Raw genomic sequence first — 14,702 nt, forward strand, 5'->3', positions numbered from 1 at the left:
GTTCATACCGTATCCGGCAACAACCGACTCAACGCTGTCCCGCTTCTGGTTTGCGTGACTTTTGCCAGTAAAAATGCTCGCGCAAACCTTCTGCCGATTCTTCCGCAACGGCGCGCAATTCATCACTGTCCGCTTCATGACGCAGTTGATGATCCACATTTTTTACCCACAAAAATTCATGTCCTTTGTGTCCTGCCATCAACTGTCCAGAGAACAGCGCACACGTTAATAAGACAACCGCTAACGCCTTCGTAAACATCCCGACACCTTTTTCTTACCTTTTGCCGCTATGATGCCGATAGTTTCTTGAGGTTATTATTCAGTTTTGCAAATTAGCGCAAAGAAATTCTGGAATCAGCCTTCCTTATTTGGCATCGCATTCTGCCGTTGCGGCGATTAAGTGCTATTTTCGAGCAAATTACACACGGAGGTAAACATTAATGTTTACTTTATTGATATACTCAGCGGCAGGGAGGCGATGTGAAACAAAGCGAGTTCAGACGTTGGCTCGACTCTCAGGGCGTCGATGTAGCGAATGGCAGCAACCATTTAAAACTCAGGTTTCACGGGAGGCGCAGTGTCATGCCGCGTCACCCAAGTGAAGAGATTAAAGAAAGCAATTCTGAAACAACTCGGTTTGAGTTAATCGCCAATTAAAAGGTTAATGACATGCGAGAGACAGTCGAAATTATGCGTTATCCCGTCACTCTTACACCCGCGCCGGAAGGCGGTTATATGGTTTCTTTTGTGGATATCCCTGAAGCGTTGACCCAGGGCGAAACTGTCGCTGAAGCGATGGAGGCAGCAAAAGATGCCTTAATCACCGCATTTGATTTTTATTTTGAAGACAACGAGCTTATCCCGTTACCTTCGCCATTAAATAGTCACGATCACTTTATTGAAGTGCCTTTGAGCGTTGCCTCTAAAGTATTGCTGTTAAATGCTTTTTTGCAGTCAGACATTACTCAGCAAGAGCTGGCGAAGCGAATTGGTAAACCTAAGCAGGAGATCACCCGCTTGTTTGATTTGCACCACGCGACAAAAATCGACGCTGTCCAGCTTGCGGCTAAGGCGCTTGGCAAAGAGTTATCGCTGGTGATGGTTTAATTACAGTTAACGAAAAGTTGTCATTTTTAACAACTGATATAGACTGCCGGATCATCTGCACATAAAAACGATCCGATAATGAAAAAATACCAGCAACTGGCAGAACAATTACGCGAGCAGATTGCGTCGGGCATCTGGCAACCCGGCGATCGTTTGCCTTCGTTGCGTGAACAGGTGGCGCTTTCTGGTATGAGCTTTATGACCGTCAGCCATGCCTACCAGTTACTCGAAAGTCAGGGGCATATTATCGCGCGACCGCAGTCGGGTTATTACGTTGCACCACAGGCATTAAAAATGCCGAAAGCCCCAGTCGTTCCAGTCACACGTGATGAAACAGTCGATATCAATACTTATATTTTTGACATGTTGCAGGCCAGTCGCGATCCTTCAGTGGTGCCGTTTGCATCCGCTTTTCCCGATCCGCGCTTGTTTCCGCTTCAACAACTCAATCGCTCCCTGGCACAGGTAAGCAAAACCGCAACGGCGATGAGCGTGATTGAAAACTTACCTCCAGGGAATGCTGAGCTTCGTCAGGCTATTGCTCGTCGCTATGCCTTACAGGGCATCACAATTTCGCCCGATGAAATCGTCATCACCGCCGGGGCGTTAGAGGCATTAAACCTCAGTTTGCAAGCGGTAACCGAGCCGGGTGATTGGGTGATTGTCGAGAATCCTTGTTTCTACGGCGCGTTGCAGGCGCTGGAGCGGTTACGGCTGAAGTCGTTATCGGTAGCGACGGATGTTAACGAAGGGATCGACCTTCAGGCGCTTGAACTGGCGTTACAAGAGTATCCGGTGAAAGCGTGCTGGTTAATGACCAACAGCCAGAACCCGCTCGGTTTTACCTTAACGCCACAGAAAAAAGCGCGGCTGGTAGAACTCCTTAGTCAGTACAACGTGATGCTGATTGAAGATGACGTCTACAGCGAACTTTACTTCGGACGGGAAAAACCGCTGCCCGCAAAAGCGTGGGATCGCCACGATGGCGTGCTGCATTGTTCATCATTCTCCAAATGCCTGGTGCCAGGTTTTCGCATCGGTTGGGTCGCCGCAGGAAAACATGCGCGTAAAATCCAACGTTTGCAGTTGATGAGTACACTTTCCACCAGTTCACCGATGCAGCTTGCCCTGGTGGATTACCTTTCTACACGCCGCTACGATGCGCATCTGCGTCGTCTACGTCGTCAGCTTGCGGAACGCAAACAACGCGCCTGGCAGGCGCTGCTGCGTTACCTGCCTGCGGAGGTGAAAATACACCATAACGACAGTGGTTATTTTCTCTGGCTGGAACTTCCCGAACCGTTAGATGCAGGCGAATTAAGTCTGACGGCACTGGCGCATCACATCAGTATTGCGCCGGGTAAAATGTTTTCTACTGGCGAACGCTGGTCGCGTTTTTTCCGTTTTAATACCGCGTGGCAATGGGGAGAGCGCGAAGAACAGGCAGTAAAAGAATTAGGCAAACTTATTCAAGAACATCTGAAGTAACTTTCAATTTAATTCCTCTCAGGTTGTGTAATATGAATTTCGAATAGAAGCCATATTTCGTAACCCCTTGTCTATACTCCAGAAGATAGCTTCACAGACGGCATAATGCGCGTTAGCTCACAACCTGATTAAATTTTCTCAGGGGTGAAGGTGTGCCTGCAAGCCGCCGTCTATGGTTAAACAAGGAGATATTTTTACGGCACGGCGGCTGAACAATTAATTACGACAGGAGTAAGACCTTATGAGCAAGACATTTGCCCGCAGCAGCCTGTGTGCGCTCACCATGACTATAATGACCGCTCACGCCGCCGAACCGCCTACCAATTTAGATAAACCGGAAGGGCGACTGGATATTATTGCCTGGCCGGGATACATCGAACGCGGACAAACTGATAAACAATACGACTGGGTAACGCAATTCGAAAAAGAGACAGGTTGCGCGGTAAATGTGAAAACCGCCGCGACTTCCGATGAAATGGTCAGTCTGATGACCAAAGGGGGTTACGATCTGGTCACGGCGTCCGGCGATGCCTCGCTGCGTTTGATTATGGGTAAACGCGTGCAGCCGATTAATACCGCGCTAATTCCTAACTGGAAAACACTCGATCCGCGTGTAGTAAAAGGCGACTGGTTTAACGTTGGCGGTAAAGTATATGGTACGCCGTATCAGTGGGGGCCTAACCTGTTGATGTACAACGCCAAAACCTTCCCGACACCGCCGGATAGCTGGCAAGTGGTTTTTGTTGAGCAGAATCTGCCGGACGGCAAGAGTAATAAAGGTCGGGTACAGGCCTATGATGGCCCCATTTATATTGCCGATGCCGCGTTGTTCGTCAAAGCTACGCAGCCGCAGTTGGGCATCAGCGATCCGTACCAACTTACCGAAGAACAGTACCAGGCGGTGCTGAAAGTGCTGCGCGATCAACATAGTTTGATACATCGCTACTGGCATGACACCACCGTGCAAATGAGCGATTTCAAAAACGAGGGTGTGGTCGCTTCCAGTGCCTGGCCCTATCAGGCCAACGCGTTGAAAGCCGAAGGCCAACCAATCGCCACAGTATTCCCGAAAGAGGGGGTTACCGGCTGGGCTGATACCACCATGCTGCATAGCGAAGCGAAACATCCGGTTTGCGCCTACAAATGGATGAACTGGTCATTAACGCCAAAAGTGCAGGGTGATGTGGCAGCCTGGTTTGGCTCATTGCCGGTAGTGCCGGAAGGATGTAAAGCCAGTCCGTTATTAGGCGAAAAAGGCTGTGAGACCAACGGTTTTAACTATTTCGATAAAATTGCTTTCTGGAAAACGCCTATAGCAGAAGGGGGCAAGTTTGTTCCCTACAGTCGCTGGACGCAGGATTACATTGCCATTATGGGCGGTCGCTAACTTCGCTGAGGTGTTTTATGACGTACGCAGTGGAGTTTGACAACGTCTCGCGGTTGTACGGTGACGTGCGCGCGGTAGATGGCGTCAGTATTGCGATAAAAGATGGTGAGTTCTTTTCAATGCTGGGGCCGTCCGGCTCCGGCAAAACCACCTGCCTGCGCCTGATTGCCGGATTTGAACAACTTTCCGGCGGGGCGATCGCTATCTTTGGTAAACCCGCCAGCAATCTGCCACCGTGGGAGCGGGATGTTAATACCGTTTTCCAGGACTATGCGCTGTTTCCCCATATGTCGATTCTCGATAACGTGGCCTACGGGTTAATGGTCAAAGGTGTGGAGAAAAAAAAGCGTTACATCATGGCGCAAGAGGCGCTGGAAAAAGTGGCGCTGGGTTTTGTTCAGCAACGTAAGCCGTCACAACTTTCTGGTGGTCAGCGCCAGCGGGTTGCTATCGCCAGAGCATTAGTAAATGAACCACGCGTATTATTGCTGGATGAACCACTCGGCGCGCTGGATCTCAAGTTGCGTGAGCAGATGCAACTTGAGCTGAAAAAGCTGCAACAATCTCTCGGCATCACGTTTATCTTCGTCACCCACGATCAGGGGGAAGCATTATCAATGTCCGACCGTGTGGCGGTGTTCAACAACGGTCGCATTGAGCAGGTCGATTCACCACGTGATCTCTACATGCGCCCGCGCACGCCGTTTGTTGCCGGATTCGTCGGTACATCCAACGTTTTTGATGCGCTGATGGCAGAGAAACTTTGCGGAATGATGGGTAGCTTCGCATTGCGCCCGGAACATATTCGCCTCAATACACCTGGCGAAGTGCAGGCTAATGGCACGATCCAGGCGGTGCAGTATCAGGGCGCGGCGACCCGTTTTGAACTGACACTGAGCGGCGGTGAAAAACTGCTGGTAAGTCAGGCCAATATGACGGGGGAAGAACTCCCCGCTACGCTTACTCCAGGACAACAGGTGATGGTTTCCTGGGCGCGCGATGTGATGGTGCCGCTGGTTGAGGAGAGGTGAATGGCGATGAACGTATTGCAATCACCTTCACGTCCAGGTCTGGGCAAGGTGTCAGGTTTCTTCTGGCGGAATCCGGGGCTGGGGCTGTTTTTGCTGCTGCTTGGCCCGTTGATGTGGTTTGGCATCGTCTATTTCGGTTCGCTGCTGACGCTGTTATGGCAGGGCTTCTATACCTTTGATGATTTCACTATGTCGGTAACACCGGAACTGACTCTGGCGAATATCCGCGCGCTGTTTAATCCGGCCAATTACGACATCATTCTGCGCACGTTAACAATGGCAGTTGCTGTGACCATCGCCAGTGCTTTTTTGGCCTTTCCGATGGCGTGGTATATGGCGCGCTACACCAGCGGTAAGATGAAAGCGTTTTTTTACATTGCGGTAATGTTGCCGATGTGGGCGAGCTATATCGTCAAAGCCTATGCCTGGACGTTATTGCTGGCGAAAGATGGCGTGGCGCAGTGGTTTTTACAGCATTTGGGGTTGGAACCGTTATTAACTGCGTTTCTCACGCTACCGGCGGTGGGTGGTAATACACTGTCAACTTCCGGACTGGGTCGCTTTCTGGTGTTTCTCTACATCTGGCTGCCGTTCATGATTCTGCCGGTGCAGGCGGCGCTGGAGCGTTTGCCCTCGTCACTTTTGCAAGCCTCAGCGGATTTAGGCGCACGTCCACGGCAAACCTTCCGTTATGTGGTGTTACCGCTGGCGATCCCTGGCATTGCAGCCGGCTCTATTTTTACCTTCTCGCTAACGCTGGGCGATTTTATTGTCCCGCAGCTGGTTGGCCCGCCGGGGTATTTTATCGGCAACATGGTTTACTCGCAGCAAGGCGCGATTGGCAATATGCCGATGGCAGCAGCGTTCACCCTGGTGCCGATTGTTTTGATCGCACTGTATCTGGCGTTCGTGAAACGTCTGGGAGCGTTCGATGCACTCTGAGCGCGCACCGTTTTTCCTCAAACTGGCGGCCTGGGGCGGCGTGGTTTTCCTCCATTTTCCCATCCTGATTATCGCGGCCTATGCTTTTAACACTGAAGATGCGGCGTTTAGTTTTCCACCGCAAGGTCTGACGCTGCACTGGTTTAGCGTGGCAGCACAGCGTAGTGACATTCTTGATTCCGTGACACTGTCACTTAAAGTGGCGGCGCTGGCGACATTAATTGCGCTGGTATTAGGGACGCTGGCCGCCGCCGCGCTCTGGAGACGAGACTTTTTCGGCAAAAACGCCATTTCGCTGTTATTGCTGCTGCCCATTGCGCTGCCGGGCATTGTCACAGGCCTGGCGTTATTAACCGCGTTTAAAACTATCAATCTGGAGCCGGGGTTTTTCACCATCGTAGTCGGTCATGCGACTTTTTGTGTAGTGGTGGTGTTTAACAATGTCATCGCCCGTTTTCGCCGTACCTCATGGAGTCTGGTTGAGGCGTCAATGGATCTTGGGGCCAATGGCTGGCAAACCTTCCGATACGTGGTGTTACCGAATCTCAGTTCGGCGCTACTGGCAGGAGGAATGCTGTCGTTTGCCTTGTCGTTCGATGAAATCATCGTTACGACCTTTACGGCAGGTCATGAACGAACGTTACCGTTGTGGTTGCTCAATCAGCTTGGGCGACCACGTGATGTACCGGTAACCAACGTGGTGGCACTGCTGGTTATGTTGGTAACAACCTTGCCGATCCTGGGAGCCTGGTGGCTAACCCGCGAAGGCGACAATGGTCAATAACCACTGATACAGGAATATGCTATGCAACATAAGTTACTGATTAACGGAGAACTGGTTAGCGGCGAAGGGGAAAAACAGCCTGTCTATAATCCGGCAACGGGGGAAGTATTACTGGAGATTGCCGAGGCCTCCGCAGAGCAGGTCGATGCTGCTGTGCGCGCGGCAGATGCAGCATTTGCCGAATGGGGGCAAACCACGCCGAAAGCGCGTGCGGAATGCCTGCTGAAACTGGCTGATGTTATCGAAGAAAATGGTCAGGTTTTTGCCGAACTGGAGTCCCGTAATTGTGGCAAACCGCTGCATAGTGCGTTCAATGATGAAATTCCGGCGATTGTCGATGTCTTTCGCTTTTTCGCCGGTGCGGCGCGCTGCCTGAACGGTCTGGCGGCTGGCGAATATCTTGAAGGTCATACTTCGATGATCCGCCGCGATCCGTTGGGGGTTGTGGCTTCTATCGCGCCGTGGAATTACCCGCTGATGATGGCAGCGTGGAAACTGGCTCCGGCGCTGGCGGCAGGGAACTGCGTGGTGCTTAAACCATCAGAAATCACCCCGCTAACAGCGTTGAAGCTGGCAGAACTGGCGAAAGATATCTTCCCGGCAGGCGTGATTAACGTGTTGTTTGGCAGAGGCAAAACGGTGGGTGATCCGCTGACCGGACATCCAAAAGTGCGCATGGTGTCGCTGACGGGGTCTATCGCCACTGGTGAGCACATCATCAGTCAAACGGCACCGTCCATCAAGCGCACTCATATGGAACTTGGCGGTAAAGCGCCAGTGATTGTCTTTAATGATGCTGACGTTGAAGCGGTTGTCGAAGGTGTCCGTACATTTGGCTATTACAATGCCGGGCAAGATTGTACTGCTGCCTGCCGTATCTACGCGCAAAAAGGCATTTACGACGTGCTGGTAGAAAAACTCGGTGCCGCAGTGGCAACGTTGAAATCAGGCGCGCCGGATGATGAATCCACAGAGCTTGGCCCGTTAAGTTCACTGGCGCATCTCGAACGCGTCAGCCGGGCGGTGGAAGAGGCGAAGGCGACGGGACACATTAAGGTGATCACCGGCGGTGAAAAGCGGCAGGGTAATGGTTATTATTATGCGCCTACACTGCTGGCTGGTGCGTTACAAGAAGATGCTATCGTCCAAAGAGAGGTATTTGGGCCGGTAGTCAGCGTGACGGTCTTCGACAACGAAGAGCAAGTAGTTAACTGGGCGAATGACAGCCAGTATGGCTTAGCTTCTTCAGTATGGACGAAAGATGTGGGTAGAGCGCACCGCGTCAGCGCACGTCTGCAATATGGCTGCACCTGGGTTAATACCCATTTCATGCTGGTGAGTGAAATGCCGCACGGCGGGCAGAAACTTTCAGGTTATGGCAAAGATATGTCACTTTATGGGCTGGAAGATTACACCGTAGTACGCCACGTAATGGTTAAACATTAAGGATAATGTTGTAAATCTGGAGAGTGTGAGAAGATCTAACGCACTGTCAGAGAGTTGATTTTTCTCTGACAGTGCGTACTGCGTGCAATTTTGCTACATCAGATAAACCATCCAAATCTCATAGAGATAAGAGTAAACAACCCAACAGCAGCAAAGAGATTTATCAGCACTACAGTTCTACTGGAAACGTTCATTTTTGCCACCTTTTGTCATAGCCCTTATGTGTATAGTACGGGTTAAGAAAATCCGCAATCATACTTATTCTGAAGATGGACAAGAACATGCGGTAGGTTATTGAATTTATCTCAAATGGACTGAAAACTTGATACACATCAAGAAATGACGCATATTTGCGCGCGTTTTATTCATCTGGCTGGACGCCCATACATGTCTCTTTATCAATATATGCTTGTTTTTTATGCTGCCATGGCAGCAATCGCCTTTCTCATTACCTGGTTTCTTTCCCACGATAAGAAGAGCATTCGCTTTCTGAGCGCCTTTCTGGTGGGGATTACATGGCCAATGAGTTTTCCGGTGGCGCTACTGTTTTCACTATTTTAAATCTTACACGCTGGCTTGACGGCACAACGCAGACTTATATCATTTGAGTGAATCGATAAATTTCACAAGTGGCTGAGGAGAAAGTATGTCGCATCTGGATGAAGTCATCGCGCGCGTGGATGCCGCGATTGAGGAGAGCGTCATTGCCCATATGAACGAGTTGTTAATCGCCCTGAGTGATGACGCAGAGTTAAGCCGGGAAGATCGCTACACACAGCAGCAGCGTTTGCGTACCGCAATCGCTCATCACGGACGCAAGCATAAAGAAGATATGGAGGCACGCCACGAACAATTAACCAAAGGCGGCACCATCCTCTGATTAAAACGTGCGTCTGGCCACCAGCCAGGCGCCAACTACCAACAAAACTGCCCCGCAAATTGGGCCAATCAGCGCCCGAAGTGGTACGCCATGACTGCGGAAAATATCCAGCACCAGACCACCAATAAGTTGACTGGCGACCAGTACCGCAATGGTCGTTGCCGCGCCAACATTCTGATATCCGCTGATACTGGCGAAAACAAAAAACGATCCCAACAAACCAGGGATTAGAGTCCACCAGCGCACGCTGGACACCAGTTCGCCAAAGCCTGCTGTTCCTTGCTTAAACCATAAAATAGACACGAACAGCACAATCCCCACCAGTGAATTCAGCAGCATGGCGATGAGAATGGTGGAGGATGTCTGGGTGATGCGTACCATCAATGTGTTTTGCACCACAAGACCAATCCCGGCAGCGATCAAAAAGGCAAGGGTAAGCGAATGATTCATCCAAGTGAGTCCGGTTCGCTACGATCGTCAAGCTGCAATTGCATAAAGGTGAGATCCAACCAGCGACCAAATTTAGTACCAACTTGGGGCATTTGCGCTGTGACGACAAATCCCAGCGACTGGTGCAGATGCAACGACGCCTGATTTTGTGATTCTATGCCGGCAACCATCACATGCTTACCGCAGTTCCGCGCTTCATCAATCAACGCGCGTAACAATTTTCGCCCAAGACCTTTGCCCTGATGATCCGGATGGACATAAACCGAATGTTCCACGGTATGGCGAAAACCGTCGAAACTACGCCAGTCACCAAACGAGGCATATCCTGTAACTACGCCATCTTCTTCGCTCACCAGCACCGGATAACCCGATAAAGTTCGTGCTTCAAACCAGGCAATGCGGTTATCTGTATCCACAGTCTGGTCGTTCCAGATAGCTGCCGTATGCAGTACAGCGTGGTTATAAATTTCCGCAATTGCAGCACAATCGGCTTTGCGGGCAGAACGGATGGACATCTTAAGCCTCGATAAAATAATGATGATGACGTTATCAATACTATCGAAAACAGCCCGAAGCAACGGATTCCTCGATGAAATTATTGCGTGTCGCAGTAGTGATGTGACGGCTGCAAACTAAACCAATCCAGTGAGCCTGCTACTATTGATGGATTCATGCCAAAAGCACAGGAGAGCATTATGGGTCAACAAAAGCAACGTAATCGCCGTTGGGTTCTGGCGTCGCGTCCACACGGCGCGCCGGTTCCGGAGAATTTCCGTCTTGAAGAAGATGATGTCGCCACGCCGGGTGAAGGACAGGTGTTACTGCGCACGGTCTACCTGTCGCTCGATCCGTATATGCGCGGGCGCATGAGCGATGAGCCATCTTATTCACCACCGGTTGATATTGGTGGCGTGATGGTCGGCGGCACGGTGAGTCGGGTGGTGGAATCTAATCATCCGGATTACCAGCCTGACGACTGGGTGCTGGGTTACAGCGGTTGGCAGGATTACGACATATCCAGTGGCGATGATCTGGTGAAACTTGGCGATCATCCGGAAAATCCTTCGTGGTCACTGGGTGTGCTGGGGATGCCAGGCTTTACGGCTTATATGGGGCTGCTGGATATCGGTCAACCTAAAGAGGGTGAAACGCTAGTGGTTGCTGCAGCAACGGGGCCGGTCGGTGCGACAGTGGGGCAAATCGGCAAACTAAAAGGTTGCCGCGTGGTGGGTGTTGCCGGTGGCGCGGAAAAATGTCGCCATGCCACAGACGTTCTCGGTTTTGATGTTTGCCTTGATCATCATGCAGATGATTTTGCCGAACAACTCGTGAACGCGTGTCCGAAAGGCGTTGATATCTATTATGAAAACGTTGGTGGTAAGGTGTTTGATGCGGTGCTGCCTTTACTCAATACATCCGCGCGTATTCCCGTTTGCGGTTTAGTGAGCGGCTATAACGCCACCGACCTGCCTTCCGGGCCGGATCGTTTACCGCTACTTATGGCTACGGTGCTGAAAAAACGTATTCGCCTGCAAGGGTTTATTATTAGCCAGGATTATGGTCATCGCATCCATGAGTTCCAGCAAGAGATGGGGCAATGGGTGAAGGTGGGGAAAATTCACTATCGTGAACAAATTACCGATGGTTTAGAGAACGCCCCGCAGACATTCATTGGTCTGCTGAATGGTAAAAACTTCGGCAAAGTCGTGATCCGTGTTGCGGATGATGATTAACATTTCAGGTGGCGGCATTCTTGCCGCCACTAATGAATATTATTCAAATCGCCATGCGAGATTTACGCCTACACCATAATTCCGCCCAGGCGCAGGCTCGTAATATCGACCATTCGATTCATTAACAATCACCGAGCCGACATATTCTTTATCGAATAAATTATCGACACGACCAAATAAATCTATTGTCATATTGCGATAATTATATTTGTAACCGGTGAACAAACCGACGAGAGTGTAAGAGGGCGCTTTTGCCGTATTTTCGTCATCCGCCATGATATCGCCCATATAACGTGCTTCTGTGCCTGCATACCAGCCTTCTTCTGGTACATAACCTAATGACGCAAAGCCCATATTGCGGGCGATCCCGGGCATTCGGTTACCATTACAGTCCTGAGCGTTACAAACATTGCTGCGATAAGTTGCGTCAAGCCGCGTCCACGACGCTTTCACACGGAAATCTCCGGCAAAACGCTGATCCCAGGCCAGTTCAGCCCCCTGACGGCGCGTCTTCCCGGCATTTTTATACGTGGTACGCCCGCCGCTACTGCTATCAACAACGATTTCATCATCGGTATCAGTCTGGAATAACGCAGCGGTAAACAAGCCATCGCCGATACGCGTTTTACTGCCGATTTCGATTGTGTCGTTGGTGGACGGTTTTAAACCAAAGTTCATGCCACTTTGCCCGTCAGCACGGTAAGAAAGCTCGTTAATGGTTGGCGTTTCAAAACCGCGCCCGGCTGCCAGATAGACGTTCCAGGCATCGGTTATGGCGTATTTCAACGATCCCGCAGGAAGCCATTTGTGATAACTGGCATCACCGCTGTCATCACCGTTACCCGGGGTAACGTAATGATCGTCAGAGTCAAACCACACGGAGCTGTAGCGCACACCAGCATCCAACGATAGTTTGTCAGTTAGTTGCCACTGGGTTTGTAAATAGGGATCGACGTTCCACATCAGATTGCGCTCGTCGCGGCGCAGATCACCTTTTTGCCTGTACTCCGGCACGCCGTTATTAAGGCGGAAGTTATTGTAACCCTTGCGGTTTTCACTCATGTTTTCATAGTTCAGGCCAGTAGTGAAAGTGACCGGAACTCCTAGCTCTCCACGATGTGTCCAGCGGCTGTCTATACCCTGGTAATGACGTTGCAGAGTAATTACGCCGCCCGCATGAGATGGGGTAAGTTGGGGTGCCATCGGAATCGATTGATACTGGGTCGTTTCCCGTTCACCTGCGTACATCATCACGCTCATATCATCCCGCGAACTCAGGCTGCGCTCATAACGCAACCCTGCCTGAGTTTGCTTGATGGTTTTTCGCGTGTCGTACTGTTCTGCACGAGGCGCTTGTTGCGGATTCGCTTTCCATTCAGCTTCGGTCAACCCACCAGGGTCATCGGCTTTGATATCCACACTGTTGAAAATCAGGTTTAACTTACTGGCGTCATCAATGTGTACGCCCAGTCTGGCATTGGCTAAATTTTTCTGTGCGCCGCTATGGTCACGATAGCCGTGAGTTGTAAAACGCGTGGTCGAAACGGTGTAATCAACATCGCCAGGTTGGGTGCCGTCGCCCATTGCGCCTGTCGCTTTCAGTCCATAGCGCCAGCTACCATAACTGCCATAGTAACTGCTGGCCTCAATAGTTGGCGGCTGTTCGCCGATTTGGGTAGTGACGTTCATTACGCCGCCGGACGCATTGCCATACAGGGCAGAGAAGGGGCCTCTCAGCACTTCCACATTTTGCACACTGCTTAAATCGATATTGGATGTTTGCCCTTGTCCGTCGGGCATGGTAGCGGGAATACCATCAACATACAGGCGAATACCGCGAATACCGTAAGTGGAACGGGAGCCAAATCCGCGAATAGACAGTTGTAGATCCTGCGCATAGTTCTGCCGGTTTTGTACCTGCAAACCAGGCACACTGGTCAGTGATTCAGACAAATTGATGCGTGGTGTGGCCAGACGCATCTCCTCGCCATCGACCACGCTTACCGCAGCGGGTGTGTCCAGTTCAGAAACTACCTGCGGCGCGGCGCTAACAATCATGGTTTGTTCATTAGCGGCAAAAGTGGAAGGAGAAAGGAGAATCAGTGCGGGTAAAACGGTCTGTCGGACGGAAAAAATCTTCATGAAAAAAGCCAGGTTAAGAATGGGAAAACGCTTCAATGGTAATAAGTTTGTAAATTTATAGAAAACGAAACGGCACAATACGTTAATCAATTGAGAAAATTGTAGTCGTAACAACAAGAAATGCTCCACATTTGAGAAAATAATGATTACCATTCCCATTTATAACAAGGGTGTAACGAAGATTATGCTCAACGAAGCATTGTGAAGCAGCTATAAATCGGTTCATCAAAGGGAGTCGTCATGCATTTACGTCATCTGTTTTCATCGCGCCTGCGTGGTTCATTACTGTTAGGTTCATTGCTTGTTGCTTCATCATTCAGTACGCAGGCCGCAGAAGAAATGCTGCGTAAAGCGGTAGGTAAAGGTGCCTACGAAATGGCTTATAGCCAGCAAGAAAACGCGCTGTGGCTCGCCACTTCGCAAAGCCGCAAACTGGACAAAGGCGGTGTGGTTTATCGTCTCGATCCGGTGACTCTGGAAGTCACTCAGGCGATCCATAACGATCTCAAGCCGTTTGGTGCCACTATCAACAACGCGACGCAAACGCTGTGGTTTGGTAACACAGTAAACAGTGCGGTCACGGCAATTGATGCCAAAACGGGCGAAGTGAAAGGGCGTCTGGTGCTGGACGATCGCAAACGTACAGAAGAGGTGCGTCCGCTGCAGCCACGTGAGCTGGTTGCTGACGATGCCACGAACACTGTTTACATCAGCGGTATTGGGAAAGAGAGTGTGATTTGGGTGGTTGATGGCGAGAATATCAAACTGAAAACCGCCATCCAGAACACCGGTAAAATGAGCACCGGCCTGGCGCTGGATAGCAAAGGCAAACGTCTCTATACCACTAACGCCGATGGTGAACTGATTACCATCGACACTGCCGACAACAAAATCCTGAGCCGTAAAAAGCTGCTGGATGATGGCAAAGAGCATTTCTTTATCAACATCAGTCTCGATACTGCCAACCAGCGAGCGTTTATCACTGACTCCAAAGCGGCAGAAGTGCTGGTGGTCGATACCCGTAACGGCAATATTCTGGCGAAGGTAGCAGCACCGGAATCCATGGCTGTGTTGTTTAACCCGGCGCGTAATGAAGCCTACGTGACGCATCGGCAGGTGGGTAAAGTCAGTGTGATTGACGCGAAAAACTACAAAGTGGTGAAAACGTTCGATACGCCGACTCATCCTAACAGCCTTGCGCTGTCTGCCGATGGCAAAACGTTGTATGTCAGCGTGAAGCAAAAATCGACTAAACAGCAAGAAGCCACTCAGCCGGACGATGTGATTCGTATTGCGCTGTAATAGATATGGC

At 50.6% G+C, this 14,702-nt stretch carries 16 protein-coding genes and 1 pseudogene; 12 read left to right on the plus strand and 5 right to left on the minus strand.

Going from position 1 to position 14,702, the window contains the following annotated elements; all coding sequences use genetic code 11:
- Positions 1-28: 28 nt before the first annotated feature.
- On the minus strand, positions 29-259 hold the full coding sequence (locus A7Z29_RS11165) for a DUF2554 family protein (RefSeq protein WP_000494236.1): 231 nt from the start codon (positions 257-259) through the stop codon (positions 29-31).
- Between the two features lie 221 nt (positions 260-480).
- Between A7Z29_RS11165 and A7Z29_RS11170 the strand changes: the two are divergent.
- The 8 genes and pseudogenes from A7Z29_RS11170 (at position 481) to patD (ending at position 8,185) form a co-directional block, all read left to right on the plus strand.
- Positions 481-646: pseudogene (locus A7Z29_RS11170) on the plus strand (type II toxin-antitoxin system HicA family toxin).
- 44 nt (positions 647-690) lie between these two features.
- Positions 691-1,107, plus strand: a complete 417-nt coding sequence (gene hicB, locus A7Z29_RS11175) for a type II toxin-antitoxin system antitoxin HicB (RefSeq protein WP_105290255.1) — start codon at positions 691-693, stop codon at positions 1,105-1,107.
- Between the two features lie 78 nt (positions 1,108-1,185).
- Positions 1,186-2,595, plus strand: coding sequence for an aminotransferase-like domain-containing protein (locus tag A7Z29_RS11180; protein WP_105290235.1), 1,410 nt, complete (start codon positions 1,186-1,188; stop codon positions 2,593-2,595).
- A 241-nt stretch (positions 2,596-2,836) separates the two neighbouring features.
- Positions 2,837-3,982 (plus strand): putative ABC transporter substrate-binding protein YdcS, encoded by a 1,146-nt coding sequence (gene ydcS / locus A7Z29_RS11185; RefSeq protein ID WP_000047453.1) that lies wholly within the window; start codon positions 2,837-2,839, stop codon positions 3,980-3,982.
- 17 nt (positions 3,983-3,999) lie between these two features.
- Positions 4,000-5,013: an ABC transporter ATP-binding protein gene (locus A7Z29_RS11190; RefSeq protein WP_000220384.1), complete on the plus strand. Its 1,014-nt coding sequence runs from the start codon at positions 4,000-4,002 to the stop codon at positions 5,011-5,013.
- Positions 5,014-5,955: an ABC transporter permease gene (locus tag A7Z29_RS11195; protein ID WP_001251309.1), complete on the plus strand. Its 942-nt coding sequence runs from the start codon at positions 5,014-5,016 to the stop codon at positions 5,953-5,955.
- On the plus strand, positions 5,945-6,739 hold the full coding sequence (locus tag A7Z29_RS11200; protein ID WP_105290236.1) for an ABC transporter permease: 795 nt from the start codon (positions 5,945-5,947) through the stop codon (positions 6,737-6,739). The genes A7Z29_RS11195 and A7Z29_RS11200 overlap by 11 nt, the downstream gene beginning before the upstream one ends.
- Before the next feature lie 21 nt (positions 6,740-6,760).
- On the plus strand, positions 6,761-8,185 hold the full coding sequence (gene patD / locus A7Z29_RS11205; RefSeq protein ID WP_105290237.1) for an aminobutyraldehyde dehydrogenase: 1,425 nt from the start codon (positions 6,761-6,763) through the stop codon (positions 8,183-8,185).
- Positions 8,186-8,283: 98 nt separating this feature from the next.
- Here the strand turns inward: patD and yncL are convergent, their stop codons facing one another.
- The gene (yncL, locus tag A7Z29_RS11210) at positions 8,284-8,379 is read right to left on the minus strand and encodes a stress response membrane protein YncL (protein WP_071598995.1); all 96 of its coding nucleotides are present in this window, start codon (positions 8,377-8,379) and stop codon (positions 8,284-8,286) included.
- A 193-nt stretch (positions 8,380-8,572) separates the two neighbouring features.
- Between yncL and A7Z29_RS11220 the strand changes: the two genes are divergently transcribed.
- Together A7Z29_RS11220 and ydcY are read left to right on the plus strand one after the other, a co-directional pair.
- Positions 8,573-8,746 (plus strand): GhoT/OrtT family toxin, encoded by a 174-nt coding sequence (locus A7Z29_RS11220; RefSeq protein ID WP_000061189.1) that lies wholly within the window; start codon positions 8,573-8,575, stop codon positions 8,744-8,746.
- 85 nt (positions 8,747-8,831) lie between these two features.
- A complete protein-coding gene (gene ydcY / locus A7Z29_RS11225; RefSeq protein ID WP_000018633.1) occupies positions 8,832-9,065 on the plus strand; it encodes a DUF2526 family protein YdcY in 234 nt (77 codons plus the stop codon).
- Here the strand turns inward: ydcY and A7Z29_RS11230 are convergent, their stop codons facing one another.
- Together A7Z29_RS11230 and A7Z29_RS11235 are read right to left on the minus strand one after the other, a co-directional pair.
- Positions 9,066-9,515 carry a DMT family transporter gene (locus tag A7Z29_RS11230; RefSeq protein ID WP_105290238.1) on the minus strand — a complete coding sequence of 150 codons (450 nt, stop codon included), beginning with the start codon at positions 9,513-9,515 and terminating at the stop codon, positions 9,066-9,068.
- Positions 9,512-10,030 (minus strand): GNAT family N-acetyltransferase, encoded by a 519-nt coding sequence (locus A7Z29_RS11235; protein WP_010347329.1) that lies wholly within the window; start codon positions 10,028-10,030, stop codon positions 9,512-9,514. The genes A7Z29_RS11230 and A7Z29_RS11235 overlap by 4 nt, the downstream gene beginning before the upstream one ends.
- A 180-nt stretch (positions 10,031-10,210) precedes the next feature.
- Here A7Z29_RS11235 and curA point away from each other — a divergent pair, with 180 nt between their 5' ends.
- Complete coding sequence (curA, locus tag A7Z29_RS11240; RefSeq protein WP_105290239.1) at positions 10,211-11,248, plus strand: NADPH-dependent curcumin/dihydrocurcumin reductase; 1,038 nt, start codon at positions 10,211-10,213, stop codon at positions 11,246-11,248.
- Positions 11,249-11,287: 39 nt separating this feature from the next.
- Here the strand turns inward: curA and pqqU are convergent, their stop codons facing one another.
- Entirely contained in the window at positions 11,288-13,390 is a 2,103-nt protein-coding gene (gene pqqU, locus A7Z29_RS11245; RefSeq protein WP_105290240.1) for a TonB-dependent receptor PqqU, read from the minus strand.
- A 240-nt stretch (positions 13,391-13,630) separates the two neighbouring features.
- Between pqqU and yncE the strand changes: the two genes are divergently transcribed.
- On the plus strand, positions 13,631-14,692 hold the full coding sequence (gene yncE, locus A7Z29_RS11250) for a 7-bladed beta-propeller protein YncE (RefSeq protein WP_105290241.1): 1,062 nt from the start codon (positions 13,631-13,633) through the stop codon (positions 14,690-14,692).
- Positions 14,693-14,702: the final 10 nt, after the last annotated feature.

Origin of the sequence: Escherichia sp. MOD1-EC6842 (assembly GCF_002965705.1) — a bacterium.
GTDB classification, from domain to species: Bacteria; Pseudomonadota; Gammaproteobacteria; order Enterobacterales; family Enterobacteriaceae; genus Escherichia; species Escherichia ruysiae.

What these genes read in the sequence shown, in the direction of transcription:
- ydcS (WP_000047453.1), top strand. Translation starts at nt 2,837, where the DNA reads ATGAGCAAGACATTTGCCCGCAGCAGCCTGTGTGCGCTCACCATGACT.
- A7Z29_RS11165 (WP_000494236.1), bottom strand. Translation starts at nt 259, where the DNA reads ATGTTTACGAAGGCGTTAGCGGTTGTCTTATTAACGTGTGCGCTGTTC.
- A7Z29_RS11180 (WP_105290235.1), top strand. Translation starts at nt 1,186, where the DNA reads ATGAAAAAATACCAGCAACTGGCAGAACAATTACGCGAGCAGATTGCG.
- A7Z29_RS11190 (WP_000220384.1), top strand. Translation starts at nt 4,000, where the DNA reads ATGACGTACGCAGTGGAGTTTGACAACGTCTCGCGGTTGTACGGTGAC.
- pqqU (WP_105290240.1), bottom strand. Translation starts at nt 13,390, where the DNA reads ATGAAGATTTTTTCCGTCCGACAGACCGTTTTACCCGCACTGATTCTC.
- hicB (WP_105290255.1), top strand. Translation starts at nt 691, where the DNA reads ATGCGTTATCCCGTCACTCTTACACCCGCGCCGGAAGGCGGTTATATG.
- A7Z29_RS11200 (WP_105290236.1), top strand. Translation starts at nt 5,945, where the DNA reads ATGCACTCTGAGCGCGCACCGTTTTTCCTCAAACTGGCGGCCTGGGGC.
- A7Z29_RS11235 (WP_010347329.1), bottom strand. Translation starts at nt 10,030, where the DNA reads ATGTCCATCCGTTCTGCCCGCAAAGCCGATTGTGCTGCAATTGCGGAA.
- curA (WP_105290239.1), top strand. Translation starts at nt 10,211, where the DNA reads ATGGGTCAACAAAAGCAACGTAATCGCCGTTGGGTTCTGGCGTCGCGT.
- yncL (WP_071598995.1), bottom strand. Translation starts at nt 8,379, where the DNA reads ATGAACGTTTCCAGTAGAACTGTAGTGCTGATAAATCTCTTTGCTGCT.
- A7Z29_RS11230 (WP_105290238.1), bottom strand. Translation starts at nt 9,515, where the DNA reads ATGAATCATTCGCTTACCCTTGCCTTTTTGATCGCTGCCGGGATTGGT.
- ydcY (WP_000018633.1), top strand. Translation starts at nt 8,832, where the DNA reads ATGTCGCATCTGGATGAAGTCATCGCGCGCGTGGATGCCGCGATTGAG.
- A7Z29_RS11220 (WP_000061189.1), top strand. Translation starts at nt 8,573, where the DNA reads ATGTCTCTTTATCAATATATGCTTGTTTTTTATGCTGCCATGGCAGCA.
- A7Z29_RS11195 (WP_001251309.1), top strand. Translation starts at nt 5,014, where the DNA reads ATGGCGATGAACGTATTGCAATCACCTTCACGTCCAGGTCTGGGCAAG.
- patD (WP_105290237.1), top strand. Translation starts at nt 6,761, where the DNA reads ATGCAACATAAGTTACTGATTAACGGAGAACTGGTTAGCGGCGAAGGG.
- yncE (WP_105290241.1), top strand. Translation starts at nt 13,631, where the DNA reads ATGCATTTACGTCATCTGTTTTCATCGCGCCTGCGTGGTTCATTACTG.